At 36.4% G+C, this 17,216-nt stretch carries 18 protein-coding genes; 3 read left to right on the top strand and 15 right to left on the bottom strand.

Annotated elements, in window-relative coordinates:
* Positions 1 to 33: 33 nt before the first annotated feature.
* The 7 genes from CS937_RS04360 to CS937_RS04390 all read right to left on the bottom strand — a co-directional run bounded on the left by CS937_RS04360 (position 34) and on the right by CS937_RS04390 (position 11,555).
* Positions 34 to 1,713: a cbb3-type cytochrome c oxidase subunit I gene (locus CS937_RS04360; RefSeq protein WP_099157241.1), complete on the bottom strand. Its 1,680-nt coding sequence runs from the start codon at positions 1,711 to 1,713 to the stop codon at positions 34 to 36.
* Between the two features lie 15 nt (positions 1,714 to 1,728).
* Entirely contained in the window at positions 1,729 to 2,196 is a 468-nt protein-coding gene (locus tag CS937_RS04365; protein ID WP_099157242.1) for a cytochrome c oxidase subunit II, read from the bottom strand.
* Between the two features lie 7 nt (positions 2,197 to 2,203).
* Entirely contained in the window at positions 2,204 to 2,350 is a 147-nt protein-coding gene (locus tag CS937_RS04370) for a cytochrome c oxidase subunit 2A (protein ID WP_342748192.1), read from the bottom strand.
* Positions 2,351 to 2,575: 225 nt separating this feature from the next.
* Positions 2,576 to 6,298: a helicase-exonuclease AddAB subunit AddA gene (gene addA, locus CS937_RS04375; protein ID WP_099157243.1), complete on the bottom strand. Its 3,723-nt coding sequence runs from the start codon at positions 6,296 to 6,298 to the stop codon at positions 2,576 to 2,578.
* Complete coding sequence (gene addB / locus CS937_RS04380) at positions 6,298 to 9,789, bottom strand: helicase-exonuclease AddAB subunit AddB (RefSeq protein WP_099157244.1); 3,492 nt, start codon at positions 9,787 to 9,789, stop codon at positions 6,298 to 6,300. Before addB ends, addA begins: the two co-directional genes overlap by 1 nt.
* A 504-nt stretch (positions 9,790 to 10,293) precedes the next feature.
* Entirely contained in the window at positions 10,294 to 10,845 is a 552-nt protein-coding gene (gene lepB, locus CS937_RS04385) for a signal peptidase I (RefSeq protein ID WP_099157245.1), read from the bottom strand.
* Positions 10,846 to 10,901: 56 nt separating this feature from the next.
* Positions 10,902 to 11,555, bottom strand: coding sequence for a TVP38/TMEM64 family protein (locus CS937_RS04390; protein WP_099157246.1), 654 nt, complete (start codon positions 11,553 to 11,555; stop codon positions 10,902 to 10,904).
* A 222-nt stretch (positions 11,556 to 11,777) separates the two neighbouring features.
* Between CS937_RS04390 and CS937_RS04395 the strand changes: the two genes are divergently transcribed.
* Positions 11,778 to 12,167, top strand: coding sequence for a YhjD family protein (locus CS937_RS04395; RefSeq protein ID WP_099157247.1), 390 nt, complete (start codon positions 11,778 to 11,780; stop codon positions 12,165 to 12,167).
* Here the strand turns inward: CS937_RS04395 and CS937_RS04400 are convergent.
* The 5 genes from CS937_RS04400 to CS937_RS04420 form a co-directional block, all read right to left on the bottom strand.
* A complete protein-coding gene (locus CS937_RS04400; RefSeq protein ID WP_099157248.1) occupies positions 12,115 to 12,531 on the bottom strand; it encodes a competence protein ComK in 417 nt (138 codons plus the stop codon). The two genes, CS937_RS04395 and CS937_RS04400, sit on opposite strands and share 53 nt — an antisense overlap.
* 134 nt (positions 12,532 to 12,665) lie before the next feature.
* On the bottom strand, positions 12,666 to 13,328 hold the full coding sequence (locus CS937_RS04405; protein ID WP_099157249.1) for a hypothetical protein: 663 nt from the start codon (positions 13,326 to 13,328) through the stop codon (positions 12,666 to 12,668).
* Between the two features lie 44 nt (positions 13,329 to 13,372).
* Positions 13,373 to 13,609 (bottom strand): hypothetical protein, encoded by a 237-nt coding sequence (locus CS937_RS04410; protein WP_099157250.1) that lies wholly within the window; start codon positions 13,607 to 13,609, stop codon positions 13,373 to 13,375.
* The gene (locus CS937_RS04415) at positions 13,596 to 14,195 is read right to left on the bottom strand and encodes a replication-relaxation family protein (RefSeq protein WP_245835690.1); all 600 of its coding nucleotides are present in this window, start codon (positions 14,193 to 14,195) and stop codon (positions 13,596 to 13,598) included. Before CS937_RS04415 ends, CS937_RS04410 begins: the two co-directional genes overlap by 14 nt.
* Complete coding sequence (locus CS937_RS04420; RefSeq protein ID WP_099157252.1) at positions 14,125 to 15,261, bottom strand: FtsK/SpoIIIE domain-containing protein; 1,137 nt, start codon at positions 15,259 to 15,261, stop codon at positions 14,125 to 14,127. The genes CS937_RS04415 and CS937_RS04420 overlap by 71 nt, the downstream gene beginning before the upstream one ends.
* 303 nt (positions 15,262 to 15,564) lie before the next feature.
* Between CS937_RS04420 and CS937_RS04425 the strand changes: the two genes are divergently transcribed.
* Positions 15,565 to 15,762: a helix-turn-helix transcriptional regulator gene (locus CS937_RS04425; protein WP_099157253.1), complete on the top strand. Its 198-nt coding sequence runs from the start codon at positions 15,565 to 15,567 to the stop codon at positions 15,760 to 15,762.
* A gap of 21 nt (positions 15,763 to 15,783) precedes the next feature.
* On the opposite strand, the gene CS937_RS04430 is transcribed toward CS937_RS04425, so the two are convergent.
* Together CS937_RS04430 and CS937_RS04435 are read right to left on the bottom strand one after the other, a co-directional pair.
* Positions 15,784 to 16,113, bottom strand: coding sequence for a YolD-like family protein (locus CS937_RS04430; RefSeq protein WP_099157254.1), 330 nt, complete (start codon positions 16,111 to 16,113; stop codon positions 15,784 to 15,786).
* Positions 16,114 to 16,115: 2 nt separating this feature from the next.
* The gene (locus tag CS937_RS04435; RefSeq protein ID WP_099157255.1) at positions 16,116 to 16,331 is read right to left on the bottom strand and encodes a hypothetical protein; all 216 of its coding nucleotides are present in this window, start codon (positions 16,329 to 16,331) and stop codon (positions 16,116 to 16,118) included.
* A gap of 145 nt (positions 16,332 to 16,476) precedes the next feature.
* Here CS937_RS04435 and CS937_RS04440 point away from each other — a divergent pair, with 145 nt between their 5' ends.
* A complete protein-coding gene (locus tag CS937_RS04440) occupies positions 16,477 to 16,695 on the top strand; it encodes a hypothetical protein (protein WP_099157256.1) in 219 nt (72 codons plus the stop codon).
* Between the two features lie 27 nt (positions 16,696 to 16,722).
* Here the strand turns inward: CS937_RS04440 and CS937_RS04445 are convergent, their stop codons facing one another.
* Positions 16,723 to 17,211, bottom strand: a complete 489-nt coding sequence (locus CS937_RS04445) for a hypothetical protein (protein WP_099157257.1) — start codon at positions 17,209 to 17,211, stop codon at positions 16,723 to 16,725.
* Positions 17,212 to 17,216 lie beyond the last annotated feature (5 nt).

Here is a 17,216-nt window from a genome sequence, read left to right on the forward strand (position 1 = left end):
TTGAGTTGTTCCTATCCGACTCCCGAACTCTGTCTACCATGTCTTAATTGGCGGTGATCCTGGAGGTGCATTAACAATCATGTCTACTATTGGCACAACATATGCCATTGCAACAACCATTAGTAGTAATACGCTCCATAGCCCCCAACGCTCTGTCCACATTGGTGCTGGTAGTGCGTTATCCTCTGGTTCGGCAACCGGAAATGTCGTTTCTCCTTTTGGTGCAAAGAACATCATATTAATAACTGCATAAACTTGTATAATGACACCTAAAAGTAATAAAGATGCTCCGATACCCATTACATATTCATATGGTATCCAGCTTAATGCTCTTGGGTGATCTCCATATGTTGTAAAGGACGTACGGCGTGGGTCACCTAGCAGCCCTACTAAATGCTGTGAACCCGCCATAAGAATCATGCCAACGGTCCATATAATTGTTTGAATAACTCCTAATCTATTCATTTGTGGTGTAAGCTTACGTTTGGTTAAATATGGAATTAGCCAATAACAAATTCCGAAAAATGTCATAACAACTGACATACCTACTGTTACATGAAAATGACCTACAACCCACATCGTATTATGAATAACCTGATTCATCTGGTTACTCGTGTTGACAATTCCACCGGCACCACCGGGGATAAAGGAAATCATGGCAATCATTGGTGCTAAGAAACGAACATCTCCCCAAGGTAATTTCGTAATCCATCCCAGCAAGCCTTTACCGCCTTTTTTCCTTCCCGCACGTTCAAATACAGCAAACATGGCAAATGCTGTCATTAATGAAGGAACAGCGATAGATAGACTCATAAATACATGCAGAAATTTAATTGACTCTGAGATTGCTGGATCAATGATCTGATGATGAAACCCACCAGGAATATTTAAAATTACAAGTAATATAACAACAAGACGAATTAATTTTTCATTAAAATGTCGTCCACCAATAATTTTTGGTACAATTACATACCATGCAGAAGTTGCTACAAGGTACCAAATATTTACTAATGTGTGGCCAAACCACCAAAATAATGTACGATCGACCATAACATTCGTTGTCTCAACAATTCCCATTGACCAAGGGATAAGTGTTAGCACCTCAATTGTTACACCGATACTTGCGAAAAACCATAATACGAAAACACCCATAGCGAAAAATGCTAATAATGGAGTTGTTTGACCTGGGTGTGTCTTTCTCCAATGACGGTAATTAATGAATACTCCGAAGCAGCAAGCCAGGATACCTAGTACCACAAATACTAATCCAACATAAAATATTGGATGTGCTGCTAACGGCGGATAAAATGTGTACAATACCGATGCTTCATTTAATACAATCATTGTAACTACTAATATTACCCCAATTATCATGAGAGAGAAGCCACTCCAAGCAAGTTTTCTAACCTTTGGCAGAAGCCCTCCTAATGAATGGGAAAGATTCGCATATTGGTAACCAATTGTAAATGTAGTAGAAAATACTAGTAACAATAAAATTCCATGTGCTGTTAATACTTGATAATAATTTAACCATGGCGGTAATTCTAGAAGTCCCGCCCGCTGCAGCCCTTGGACTAAACCTAATATTCCACCAATAAGTAACGTTGCAAATGCTACTGACAAATAGGATAATGATATCTTTGCATCTTTTGTATTTACACCTAATGCTTTTATTGTCTTTTGTTGTAAGCTTAGTGCTGATAATTCTTTCATTTATCTGTCCCTCCTTTACTTCACAACAATTGTAGTGGACATTAATTGATGCCCAGTTCCGCAATATTCATTACATAACACTAAATACTCACCTGGTTTATCAAATGTGTGTGAAATCCTTTGAATATGACCTGGCATAACCATAGCATTAATATTTGTCCCAGCAATTTGGAAACCATGTGTCACGTCTTTTGATGTCATAATGAAGTGAACCTCCGCACCCGCCGGAATTTCAATATTATTTGGATTAAAGCCGAATGTTTGCAATGTCATAACAACTTCATATTCATTTTCGCCAATTTTTGTAATACCAGGTTCATCAAAAGGCGCAGTCTGATCTACTTTTTGCGGATCGATTATTTCTTTATTACTTGGTGGCCCCATACCAAGTGCAAATGTTTGATAACCAACTATAATCATAAAAATGACTAAAATACCGGAGCTTATTGCAATCCACATTTCTTCTAAGCGATGCATATTCATACCCTCCCTAAATCCTTGACATATATAAACTAAATACTGCCACCCACATAATCACGATAACTGCTCCTACGAATCCAACTGATATAAGCGTTCCTTTCAATGACTTTTCGTTAGATTCATCTACCTGCTTCATTGATCTATTTGTTCCCTCCATTAACACCAACCTCCCTTATCTTATTTCCTCTATAGCATAGTGCCAATGTAAGTTACGAGTAGTGAAATAAATCACATGAACCTGTGATTTTAATTACACCCTTTGAGAAAAACACGATATCGGCTAATTTATTGCATAAAAAAATGGAGAAAAAACCTTGTCACATAGGGATTTTCTCCATGAATGAATAACTATTATTAAATGCAATAAAATTGTCACAAAAAACTAAGGTAATGGTAAAACTAATTGTTTTGCGAAGAAATAAAGATATGTTTCCTTCACCGGTTTATGCCAAATACTTTCAATGGCATGACGGTATAGGTTTAACTGGGTTTCATATCGCTTAGCAAGCTTTGATCTAACCTGATCTGTAACTTCATCCGGAATCGCGTCTGTTTTGTAATCTAAGATAATCCAACCATCATCTTTTGGAATAAGACAGTCAATAACACCTTGAACCAATACCTGTTCATTGGTATCACTAGTCCAAGATGCATAAACTTGGTTAGCTGGTAACGTTATGCTAAAAGGTACTTCACGGTAAATAGTTGGTGCCTCCATCATAGACTGAGCAATTTCGGTTGTGAAAAATTGTTCGATTGCATGTACATCGATAATGTCTGCTTCAAGACGTGTAAGTATCTCTCGTTCAACCAACGACTCAATAAATTCTTGTATTTTCATCCTATCTAGCGGCTTTGTTAATGGAATATGCTGCATTACAGTATGCATAGCAGTTCCACGTTCTGCTGCTGATACTGTCTTTTCCTTTTGCATGAATTGTGGCCGTTTTACAATTGGTGGCTGGAATGATTGTACAAGTTGATCTGCACTATACTCATCTTTTAATTCACGTTGTCGTTTGATTTCCGTTACAGATTGCTTCGCACGTGAGAATGCTGCTTGTTGAAATGGATATTGATATGAAAGTCTTCTATTAACCTTATCCGTAAGTACATCGTCGTCTAGTGCTAATGGCTGCCAATTGACAATGTTTTCTTTAAGTTCAGCATCAACCTCTGAAGTCACTTCATCCAAATTTGCATATTCACTGGCATGAGCAACTATGACCTTCCATTCGGATGGATCCAACTGAATCTCATCCAATACTGCATCGCTCATTCCTTCTGTTCGTAAAGCTTCATTCGATTTATGGCGGATTAATGCAGGTCCGACCCAATCTAAATATGTCTTCGATTTAATTCGAAAATGTGCTGGTAGTATCCACTCAGAATGGTCAATCATCGTTTGCCATTTCTCTCGTTTCTTTTCAAACGAAGCGACACTTCCTACCATAACCAATTTTTCTTTTGCCCTCGTCAATGCAACATATAAGACGCGCATTTCTTCCGCTAAAAGTTCACGTAGTTTTTCTTCACGAAATGCATGAAACAGCAGTGTAGGGTACGTGATTCGTTTAATTGGATCAATATATTTACTTGCAAAGCCAAGATCTTTATGCAATAAATATCGTTGATTTAAATCCTGCAGATTAAACTGTTTATCCATAGCACCTAAAATGACGACAGGGAATTCAAGCCCCTTACTTTTATGAATGGTCATAATACGTACAACGTCTTCTTGTTCACTTAAGGCTCTCGCTGCTCCGAGATCCTCTCCACGCTCTTCCATTCGCTCAATAAACCGAAGGAAGCGGAATAATCCACGGAATGATGTTGTCTCATATCCACGTGCACGATCATACAGTGCTCGTAAGTTTGCCTGGCGCTGACGTCCTCCTGGCATTCCACCGACAAAATCATAGTAGCCGGTTTCGCGGTAAATTTGCCAGATTAACTCAGATAATGCCCCTTGTCTTGAAGCAAGACGAAAACTGTCAAGCTGTTCTAGAAAATTAGTTACTTTAACTGCTGTTTCATCCGTATTTTGCCGCTTAAATTTTTTCAATGCATCATAAAACGTTTGATATTTATCAGCAAGCCGAATTTGTGCAAGCTCTTCTTCATTCAATCCCACTATTGGTGAACGCAGTACGGATGCGAGTGGAATATCCTGTCTCGGGTTATCAATAATTTTAAGAAAGCTCAGCATAATTTTTACTTCAATTGCTTCAAAATAACCAGTCGATAATTCTGCATATACTGGAATACCTTGCTTTTTCAATTCATCGACAATGGTAGGAGCCCATGTCATTGATCGGAGCAAGATAACAACGTCACGATATTGCATATCACGCTGTACCTGGGTTGCTTTATCAACCACTTGAAGCGGAGTGTTTTCACTTTGACCTATCCACTGTTTTATTTTATCGGCATATGCACGTGCTTCAATTTGTGCTTTTTCTAAGTCTTGATAATTTTCATCTTCCTCTGCCGTCTCTTCTTTTTCCTCAGATGCCTCGCGATCAATAATTAATAACTCTGGTTCAGCTTCTGCAAGCGATTGCGAATCATACATATTATTGGCATAGATTAATTCAGCATCTTTGTCATAGTTTATTTCACCCAAATCCTCATCAAGAATCTGTCTGAAAATATAATTGGCACCAATTAAAACCTGTTTCCTGCTACGAAAATTACTGGCCAAATCAATTCGTTTCGCCTGATGCTGGGCCTGGGCGAACTTTTTATATTTCTGAATAAAAAGCGACGGTTCGGCATGGCGAAAACGATATATACTTTGTTTCACATCTCCAACCATAAACATATTACCGGGACCAGTTTGATCACTAATCAATGTCAAAATCGTTTCTTGTACAAGATTTGTATCCTGATATTCATCAACAAGCAATTCGGTAAATTGCTTCCTGTAATGAAGTGCCACACTTGATGGAATTGGGGAATCTGCTGTTGATGACTCATCGATTAATAGCTGCAAACAGTAATGTTCCAAGTCGGAAAAATCGACAATCGCCTTCTCCCTTTTTTGCTCAGTAAATCGTGTTTTAAACTCCTTCACGATTTCAGTTAGTTGTTTAATAACAGGTGCAAGTTCCCGCATATCTTCAATGTGATTCGTTAAGTCCCGTGTAAACCATCCTTGCTTCATATCATTCCATCGTTTTTTGTAACTTTCCCTTAAGACTTTCACTTTCGCTTTTTTCTCGTCTGAGCAATCTATTTTTTTCGAAGACAATTTTGCAAATGAACTTGTTGCCATATATGCTTGTAGGTCATCCCATGAATTGAGATGTGCCAATGCATTTTGCAAGTTCTCCGCATCAGAATCAATCGCTTCTGCATAATGATACGGTCCATCACTTTCCCTTATTATGTCTAACGCGAGGGTTATTTCTTCGTTTATCGCATCAAAGTGACTTTTCACTTCACGCTTAATGATGGATAACCAAGGCAACTCCGTCTCCGTCCAATTATCTGGGATATTATACACTTCAGCTAGGTTATCCAGCCATTGTTCCGGCCAGGGATTCTGCACTGCAAATGTGTACAAATCAAGCACTAAGTTTTCTACATCGACATCACTGCGATCATTCGAAAAACGATCAACGACAGCAAAAAAGCGTTCCTGCTCCTCGCCCTCTTTGCCATACCATTCTTCAAATAAATCATCTATTACTTCCTGTTTAATCAGATCCGCTTCCATATCATTAGCAATTCTGAATCCAGGATCAATATCGAGTAAATAGGCATATTGTTTTACAACGTCCAAACAAAACGAATGCAATGTTGAAATAGATGCTCGTTGTAGTAAGGATAACTGTTTCTTTAAATGTGTTGAAGACGGATCTTCCGCTAACGATTTTTCCAATGCTAACCCAACACGATTACGCATTTCCTGTGCCGCTGCATTGGTAAACGTAACAACGAGTAATGTATCGATATCAGCAGGATTGTCTTTATTAATTAGTTTCTGGATAATGCGCTCGACTAGTACCGCGGTCTTACCAGAACCAGCTGCCGCCGCAACAAGTACGTCACTACCATCTGTATATATTGCTTCTGCTTGTTCCTTTGTCCAGTTAACCATTACATTCCCTCCCCATCGCGGAGCTTATCCAATATCTCATCGTCCCTCATATCTGTAAGTTTTCGATAATTGTTTTCCTCAAGAATCGGATCAAATTGACAAACAGAATGGAACGGACAAAACGTACATGCTATATTTTGCTTATGCTGATATGGATTTAAATGTACACCACCAGCAGTCATATCAATACCTGCATTCACCATTAACTGGTGTATGTGATCTTGGAGCTTAGAAAACGTATCGTTGTCCGCTATTTTTGAATGGCTATAAAAACCACCATTTTTCTTTACTCCTGCAGGTACAATTTGACTTGAACCCGAGTTGAGCGATGTGTCCATCATTTTAACGATTTCCTCATTCGAGAGTAGTAATCCTTGCATTTTATATTTTTTAAAAATTTCATAGTCAATATCCTGATCAGTCATTCTTTGTTTGGCGGAAATCATTGGGTTATGCACATGGAAATATAGTACCCCAGCTGGTGTCGCTTTTACGCCTAACCACTGTTCAGATTGGGAGAGCACAACATCTAAATAAGTAAGCATCTGTAATGCAAGTCCATAATACACTTCAACAAGATTTAGCCCCTTGGCACTTGATTTATAATCGATAATCCGTAAAAATAAATCTTCCTCATTTAATGCTTTATCAACACGATCAATGCGCCCGCGAAGCATTAATTCAAATCCATTTGGTAAATGTAATGTTACAGGTGAAAGTGTTTGGTTTTCACCAAACCCAAGCTCCAAGCCAACAGGAGAAAAATTACTCTGTCTTGCTTGTTCACTTAATACAAAGGCTGCTCGGGCAATAACTTCCTGCAGCTTCTGCTGAATGTATTTGTAACGATTGGAGCTGTGTAAAATTTGATGCTGTAAAATAGGTGCTAAATCTGTGACTGCTTTATGTGCATAGCTATCCGTATCGAGTTTATTCAGCTGCGCAAAGTTCTTTCCTTCTTCCTGAATCCATTCCGTTATTTTTTTCAATGCTTCATGAAAAAGCTGACCAATATCTGGTGCGTCTAGCTTATATGTTTTACGTTCTTCAAGACCTAAACTATATTTCGCAAAATGTTGATAGGAACAGCGGTGATACATTTCCAGTCTGGATACGCTTGCTTTTACTTGTTTCGGGTACAGTTTCTCAGTCGTTTCGGTTGATAGATTAATTGGTTTATTTTGATAATACAAGCTTTGTAATATAGTATAAGTTGTACCGAATTTTGGTTGATTGTTCATATACCAATTTAATACGTACCACCAGATTGGTTGAACAGGGTAACCCTTTCTGTTACGAGAAAGCTGTGCCGTAAGTGCTGATCGTGTTTTTACTGGAGTAGTAATAAAACGATCTGCTTCAGTTAGTTCATCAGGATCCTGCAGTAACAAGTGGTCACAGCATTTAGGGAATAATTCCTCAATTCGTTTGATTAATTGAGACGGCATTTTGGCCTTTCCCTCTTCATCACTTAATGGATAGCTTATCCAAAGACGATCTTTTGCTGCAGTAAAGGCTACATACATATAAAACCAATCATCAAGCAGCTTACGTTTACTGCTTTCAGCCAATTGCATGCCATGTCCGGCGAGAATTTCTCGTTCACGTTCATTGATCATCCCATCGGACGGTGGCTTCATTGGCCATACACCATCATTGACACCTAGTAAAAATGCACATTTCATTCCACTAATTCTCGAACGATCAATTGTTCCGACAATGACATGGTCAATGCTTGGTGGAACATGGGAAAACTTCAATGAATCAAATCCTGCGTCCATCGTCGAACGAAACGTTGATAATTTCATTGTTTCTTCGCCAGCTATTTCCACCATTTCATCAAGCAACTGAATGACAGCATTCCACACTTGCTCTTGCTCACGGCCTTTTTCAATTTGCCCCGCATCATCGTATACTTTCCGCATTTTCTCGAGTCGTTTAGCTGCGCCTAGACTCTCCAGCCATTCGTAAAGTACCCTGCACATATCTTCAACTGTACTGACGTTTCTTATTTGTTCATCAAACGGCTGTAAGGCTTGTACAACCTGCTTTCTATAAGCATTGATGCGTTGTTCTATTTGTTTTTCAGAATCAGTCTGGGCTGCTTGGTCAAACCCACGGAATCGTCTAAAAGTCCAGTTTTTATCACTCGTCCAACGATCTCGTGAGCGAATTCCGTATTCGAGCACATAATTTTCCAATTCATCGATGGCGTCATTCGTCAAAGGATAGTTTGAATCTGTTGATGGGATAAACCCAGTTTTTAACACACGAAAAATAGCATCATAACGCCAATTACCTTCAGCAATGTCTAATGCAGAACGAATTAGCTCAATTAACGAATGATTGAGCATTGTCCGTTTTTCATCAATAAAAACAGGAATATTGTAATCACGAAAAATAGTATCGATTAAATCATGGTAACTATCTGTTTGTCGAATAAAAACTGCTATATCTCTATAACGATATTTTTCTTCGCGAACTAACCGGATAATCTCCTGTGCAGCACCTTCAACTTCAGCCCGTGGATGCACTGCTTCGGCAATCTGCAATGGCACATCCCCTTCATAAACTGGTGCTGGTCGAATGTCAAAATACTGCTCTAAATGGGCAAAATATGGCCGATCTTTAAATCTGCCATTTATAGGATCTAAACGAACCGTTTCTTCTATGGCTATATTGTTTTCCAGTGCCATTGTCCGTAGTACATGGTATGTTTCTTTTGTTTGATAAAATAAATCAAGCTCATGCATGGCTATGTTTTCAGGATTGTCCACCGTTAATGCAACCGTCACTCGTTTACATTTTTTCAATAAAGCCTCCACCACTTTAAGCTCCTGCGGTGTAAAGCGGTGAAACCCATCAATATATATTTCCGCATCGTTTAATAGTGGTGCATCTTTGACCTTTTCAGCAAGTAATTGTAATTGATCTTCACTATCAATATATTTATCTTGTAGTGCATATACTAATTTTTCATATATATAGGTTAGATCCTCTAATTTGTTTGTAAGTGCTCCCTCACCTGTCTCCTTATGAATAAACTGATTAATATGTTCAATTTCCATACGAAGCATTTCTGGTGTTATGCTGTAGCGCTTAAATTCTGTGATCATATTTTCCAGTTGGTCTAGGAATCCTTGCTTTTCCATCGCCTTTTGAAAAATATGCCATTCGGACTCTTTCTCCTCAATGATTTTCCTGAGCATCATTTGAACACCGATTGAGCTAATAAATTGTTTCGTCCCTCCACCAGTTTCCTGTAAAATACGCCACGCAAGACGAGAGAAGCTGAATACTTGCGTACGGATACTACCTTTAATCGTTTTATCACTAAATAAAGTATATTCTTGTTGAAAAGTCATTTGATCTGGAACAATATAAAATATTGGGGGTCCTTGTGGATTAACGGTTAACTTTTCTTTAATTTCGTCAAGTGTTCTACCGCTTTTTCCAGTTCCAGCTTTTCCAAGTAAAAAACGTATCCCCATGATTTTTCCCCCTTACTCGAACATTCATATAGTAAAGTTTTAATTATCTAAAAGACTGTTGCTTTTTTAAATGGCGAAATTTATTTAATAGTTGACATAAACCACGACTCAACTAAAAATTATTTTCGGTGCCCTGCTACCGCTACGGAAATACACTACACTTTCGCAGGCTCGCGATGAGCCTCTTCGTGAGAAACCCAATCACTGCGGGGGCTCATTGTCTTCGCTTTCCCGCAGGAGTCTCCGTGTATTTCCTTAACTCGTATTGTACTTGCTTTATAATAATCTCATTTCATTTATAAGAAATAGAAAAGGATATATCTTCTTACAAGCAGCCCGTATACATGTAGACTCCTGGGGGATGAGAGGTTCTCTAGCCCCCCCAGGAAAGCGGAGTGTATACGGACTGCAGGGTAATAGCAACAAACTAAATAATCTTAATAAAACAAAACAAAGCTTCTATCTATTTTATCAAAGATAGAAGCTTTATTATACTGATTATACTCAATTACCAAAGCTTAACTGCGCTTGGGTAATTGGCCAATATTTTATGTCTACTTTTCCAACAAGTTGATCAACTGATATAAAACCAAATGATCGACTATCTAAACTATTTTCCCGATTATCACCCATTACAAATAATTTTCCTTCAGGTACTTTCGCCGATCCGGTTACACCTTTTAGTGTAAAATCATCTGTTAGCGGTGATGCCTTGCTTGCTTTTTTAAATGGATCGAGAAATTCCTCTTTAACGTATTCCCCATTTATATAAAGCTTATCATCTTTATACTTTATTTCATCTCCAGGTAATCCAATTACCCGTTTCACATAATCTTCTCTTTTATTAGCATGAAATACAATTACATCGAAATGATCAACATTTTTTAAATCATAAATAACTTTATTTACCATGAGTAAATTTCCATCGTAAAGTGTTGGCTCCATTGACTTTCCATCCACCACATAACTAGCAAATAACACGGTTCGAAAAACAATTGCTAGCACCACAGCAAATAAAACAACAGATATAAGTTTACGATAATTAATTTTTTTCATCAGGATTTTCCTCCAGGGTTTAATTCTATCTTCAGCATACCCCGTTTAAGTTCGTCTTAATCCTGATTTTCTTCAGAAGTATCACTCAACTTTGATTTTTGTTGTAATTTTTTCTCAATAAATTTACCGATTATCCAAAATAGTGTAATGCAAACAGCTACAATTATTGTCCGAATAGGATTTTCAGCAAATGAAGCAATACTTGCACCGACGTAAGCCATTGTAAAAATCATAACCGATTTTCCTAATATAACAGCTAATGCAAATTGCTGGATACTAATTTTTGATAATCCTGCCACAACATTAATCACCGATGATGGCGAGAATGGAAAACACATTAATAAAAACAATGGTCCAAATCCATGCCTTTCAAGCCAATCTGTTACTTTATGTACCTGTTTGTTCTTACGAATAATCTTAAATATCCGTTTATCTCCGAGCTTTCGGATTATCATAAAAACGATGATCGCACCGAAACTTGACCCAAGCCACGATAATAGAAACCCTTCCAACAAACCATATGCTGCCGAATTGGCAAATACAAACACAACCAACGGCAAGAATGGTAAAAACGCTTCTAAAAATGGCAGCAAAACGCCTGGCAGTGGACCTAATTTTTCATAATCATTCAGTAAATGCTGAATATAATCATCTAATCTGTCTTGCTCTATCATTATCTTCCAATTTGCTAAGATGTTGAATACATACATTTAGTTATTTCCCCTCACACATGTAACAGCGTCATAATTTACCATATTTATTAGTTTAACTATTTTCATTTTAATGTAAACAATTAAATTTTGATAGTAAAATTCGGTATATATAGCCTCTTTCTTCTCATTGTTTACAATTTCCATACTTTAGTAGTATATTTTTTACTCATTTTATCATATAATAGTCAAAAGAACATGTGTTCTATTGGAGGGGTTTTCTTGCGCTATCTTAGTGATGAAGAATTAAAATTAGGTTCACGCTTCTTATTTCTTTCGATGGCAATGGTAGTTATTCAACAAGACATTCAGCATATCCAAAAAGGTTCTTTTAAAATTAAGGAACCATACATGGAACTTTTGGAAAAAATGGCTTTTGAAGCAACAAACGAACGTAAGAAGCTACGTCAGGATATGCAGAAAAGAAATCTAAAAGTCGTTACATTACACAAAAATGATTCCTTTTCTTCTTTTCTTTTCCTTTGCCAAGGCCGTGAAGAAAAACGAAATTATTTTAATCCTGCGATCAGAAAAAAAGTAGAAGCAATTGTTCAGGAACTTATGCATAAGGCTCTGCCACCATATCCACAGTATGCTTCTGCAGATACTTAATACGATTATCTAGTAGGTAGCGAAATTGTGCCGTCCGCTGTACTTGATTTAACATTGAACCAAACGAAATTTCCAGTGTAATTCTTTTTCCATTTTTAAATAGTACTTCTGTGCATTGATTGGCGGCGTTATGAATAGTTTCAATATGGGAATGTGCAATCCATGAGCATTTAGAGCTTGTCGGTGAGGTTGTGGGAAAATAATACATGCCACTGGCAGGATCAATGCATATGGGTGCTTTATGTGTAATACCGCAAATATCTCGTGTTCCTTCTTGCCTTCCTTCGTGGGTTATGAAAGTACTAAGTAATATATGAGTTCGAATCCCACCTTCTCCGTCTGGATATTTTTTAGATTTATTAATAAGTCAAACGGCATAATATCAAGTGTTCAAGCATACTATGGTATTTTGCAATAAGTGTATATTTTTAATAGATTGTTACCACAAATGTTACCACAAAAAAAGAAGGGGTGATTTTACGCCCCTTCTTTTTTTCTTTATTCAAATGAAAGTTTATATTCAAACTCCCCAAACACTTCATCTGAAGTGTCATAATCAACGCCCTTATCAAATACAAACCTAACATCCGTGATATCGGGATTCTTTATAACAAAGCTTTGTACATACTCCAATTCAACATCAGCGAATATCGGTTCATAAACGTTTACGTTTCTCACGAAATCGACTTCAGTGACATTAAACTGTTCGTTTTGGTCCGTGATAACGTGGGTTAATCCATTCCAATAAATATCGTGACCACTTGTATTTTTCAAATTGTACCTCACTTGGATAGTTTTTAACCCATCCTTGCCACTTATAGGGGAAAATTGACTGACGTACTGAGTAAATTCTTGAGTCATATCATCTCGGCTTAAAACTTTAACATCAAGGAATTCAACTTTTATAGGATCTTCTTTAATGTTTTCGTCTATTGTTTTTATCTTTTCTAATGTCACAATGCCCGTTTGATCAGTTGTAGATTCACCGATTTTGGTTAATACTTGATCGTCCTTTTGTTTATCCTCACTTTTATCTTCTTTTTCAGTGGTTTCATTTTTAACAGCTTCTGTCTCTGTATCTTCTGATTTGTCATTGGTAGCTTCTTTATCAGAACAAGCAGCTAGTAATATTAGTGCAACAATAAGTAATATCTTTTTCAAACTAAAGTCCCCCTTTTCTGTATCTAATTCTACATTGTTTATCGTCATTCCTCTATTGATTTTAAATATTCCTTCCTATAATCCTTGCAAATCAAAGAAGGTGGCACATACACTTTATCAACTTTATCTATACTTAATATCTCTTGCCATGTAATACCCTGGTCCAACAATTCAATTAACTCTCTATTCTTTTTATGTTGCCGTTTCATATTTCTATACGCTTGCACAAGGCAAAAAGATTCATGTGCCATATACAATGTGAAGATACTAATAAATAACATGCTTCACACCTGCTTTTTTACAAGCTTCTCTTAATTTATTTTTACGAAATTCTGATAAAGAGTGCCAAATCAATATAGGTGTGTGGTTGAACTGTTTAAATATCACGTTGGATAACTCTCTATATTTAGCTATCTTTTCAATGTTGGTTTTCATTGTTTGTTGGTTATCAATTTCCACAAAGTGAAATTCACCACGTTTTTTAAAGGTTGCATCTGGAATTAGTTTATTATCTCCCCAAGTGACCGGTCTCTCCTTATACCACTCTTTAGGCATTCCTAATTTTATATATAAATCATTCCGCATTAGTGTATGAGTGATCCAGGACTTTTTAAGATCACCTTGCTTTGAACCAATCCTTTGCTTTCCCCGATTTGACAAATAATATATCTTCTTTTCATAACGTGCAGCATTAATTAACTTCTCCTTTTCCATGCATTGCAGAATTCTTTGAGCGTTACGATCTCCACCTAGATTATTAATTATCTGAAGCTGTTCTCTTGTGGCATAAGTCAGATTATCCAAAGATAACATGATCTGTTCGTGTCTCAGGTTTTTCTTTTGCTGTTGTGCTAACAAAATAATCACCTAACCTTTCTTTAATTTCCTCTTTACTTATAAAAGGGGTCTGCACTAAATATTCATCCACTGTTTTATATATTGCTCTTCCTGGATACTCCAACTTCTCTGCTCCTGGTTGGTCGATAGCAACTCCTGATTGCACAGATGTTGTGAGTCTAAACGATACCCTTGCAACCGCATTTGCTTTAATTTGATTATTTAATATCTCTGCAGTAGGGTATTGCGTTCCAAATATCATTTTATAACCGATTTGCCCAGCAACTCTTGCTACATAACTCATAATTCTTTGGCAGCCTTTTACATATTCTTTGTCATCATCTGACATTGTAGGACTAGGAGCCAATTCTCCCGCCTCATCAATAATGATTATTTTTCTTGTTGGTATGTTTCCTTCTTTTGCATTTTCCGCATCAATGGATTTTAAATAATCCATATCCTTTTCAATGTCTTTTTTAACCATAGAAAGAGCCTGGTAAGATTCTTTATAATTCCCGGCCATAATTTTGACTTGTTTTAAATTTCTATAACGATGAAAAGCTAAACCACCTTTTAAATCTAAAATATAAAACTCTACACCATTAGGATTATTTTCAATTAGATGTGTCATCATCATTCTCATAAACACCGTTTTGCCCCATGTTGTTGAACCAGCAACAATCATATGTGGAATTGTATCGAAATCATGATAAATAACCCCTTCTTGTGACATTCCAACCGGAATAGACCAATTACCTTTTAATTTAAATAAAGCATAAGGATAGCTCTTATTTAACTTTTGGTTGTATACGTTGATATGAAGCTTAGTATTCGTAAAGGATATTTTAACTGGCCTGTTCAATACCTTCTCCAGAACCTCTAGCCTCGGGTCGTCAACTAATCCATATGGAACATGATACGTATATAAGGTGGATGTTTTAGTTTTGTGAGTTTTAAATAATTTTGGTTCATGATCTCCGACTTTGTAATTAATATTCCTGAATGTGTGTTGAATTTTTTCTTTGTCATTTTTGTTCCACTTTGCAGCAGCGTAAATAATAAAACTAGCCAAGCCACCGCCGATCAATAAATCCATGTTCGCACCTCTATTCGGTTTATATTTAGTAAAACGAATATACGGTTGTTGTTAGATCAATAGTTTGATAGACAAAGACAAGTAAGAAAAATTATTTCATAAAAAGAAGGAATGAATGAAATGAATGATGGAACGGACGAATTTTTAAAATGCATGTGCTTGCGACTATTCATTTGTATATTCGCTTGTAGTAATAGTATAGTCAGTTTTTTAAAATGTATACCTAAAAATATAAATAAATTTAAACTAATTATATAAAGGTTTTTATATCATAAATGTGGAAATGATTATATAGGTGATGATATGAAAAGTCGTATCGGTTATTGGATTGAAATTAGAGGATATAAAAAAGTATGGGTGGCTAAACAAATAGGAGTTAGCCATGTAGTATTATCAAGATGGATTAATGATGTTAGCATACCGTCATTGGTTAATTGTTTTAAACTAGCCGACCTCCTAAACTGCAAAGTAGATGATCTGTACGAAAGAACATCAAAATAAAAAAGCCCCTCGTATGAGGGGTTAATCTATATACACATCTAACACATTATCTAATTTTATTTCTTTACCATCATTAAGTTTTATTTTGCTTGTATCTATCTTCACCAATTTACCCTTCGCAGTTAAATAATCACCATTATCAAAATGTTTAACCTCAACAGTCAGATCATTATGCAGTGCGCATTGTAATTTAAAACCAATGTCTAATTTCTGCTGTTCATCCAGGATCGGTTTTGTCTTTTTGAGCAATTCTTTTTGATGTTCACGGATCCGCTGCTTATGCTCTGGCAACATCATCCTAGTTGATTCCCACATTAAATTAAGACCAGGAGTCAATTTGTTTGGTTTCATCTCTATGCCCCCATTCGCTTTCTAATTGATCCAACGGACAAGATATTATCTAATTTAAAGGTGCGTACTTTCTTTTTCTGATAACAGTAAGCCAAGACCATACCCCCATTTATTTTGAGTACACGAATAATCCGTTGCGAAATATGATTATCTGCAGCAAGGTAAATCATTTCAATTTTTTCTTTATTATCAATCGAACGTATAAGTAATCCTTTCATCATAAGACCACCTTTTCAGAACAATTGTTCTTATTATATCATAAAACACGAACACGTATGCGGTTATTTTGTTAGAAATTTTTTCTTATTTTATGACACCAAAAACCCTTCTCATTTCGATTATAGGTTTAGGAGGGGATTTCTTATGGAGAAAAAATTAGAAAATCATATTGCAGGATTTGGTACATTGAAGGATATGCAGCATTTGGAGGATGATTACTATGGAGAATGCACGGATGCAGGAATGACAGTAAGGTGGCGGAGTGCTTATGATGATACTCCTAGTAAGAAGGAATGTGATGAGTTGAGTGCGGAGTTGTCTGGGGAAGTTGTTGTCTACAAAATAAAAAAGCCTCTTAATTGAGGCTTTTGTAACTAGAGACATAACTTATTACTTTTGCATTTTTCGAGATGGAATATCGAAATTTTTCACAATTATATCAGTAACAAGTTTAACTGAATAAAATGAACCAATAGTCATTGACCAGAAAAAATAAAACCAGATTCCTACTCCAATAGCAGAGTAAATTCTTCCAGGAGAAGGGGGTAATAACGTTATTATTATGGATATAGTTACTACTATCAACCCATGATGTATTAACTTCCTAAGGCTTATATATAATCTTGATTGAAAAGAAGGCATTACATGTTTAAGACGTGCAAACGCAGGACTTTCCTGTAAGGTGATTAACAGTGTCAAAAACACCCCGTTAACCCCAATTACTATTGATGAAAAAGTGATTACATTGCTAACTGTATTTCTTATACCGTCAATTAAATAAAAATAATAAAAAGAAGCTGTTACCAATCCAAGGACTATGCAAATTATCAAGGAATACTTTTCCCAAATAACCTCAAGTTTATCTAGAAATTTTTCCATATTCA

The sequence above is a fragment of the Virgibacillus ndiopensis genome (assembly GCF_900187325.1).
Taxonomy (GTDB): domain Bacteria; phylum Bacillota; class Bacilli; order Bacillales; family Amphibacillaceae; genus Virgibacillus_E; species Virgibacillus_E ndiopensis.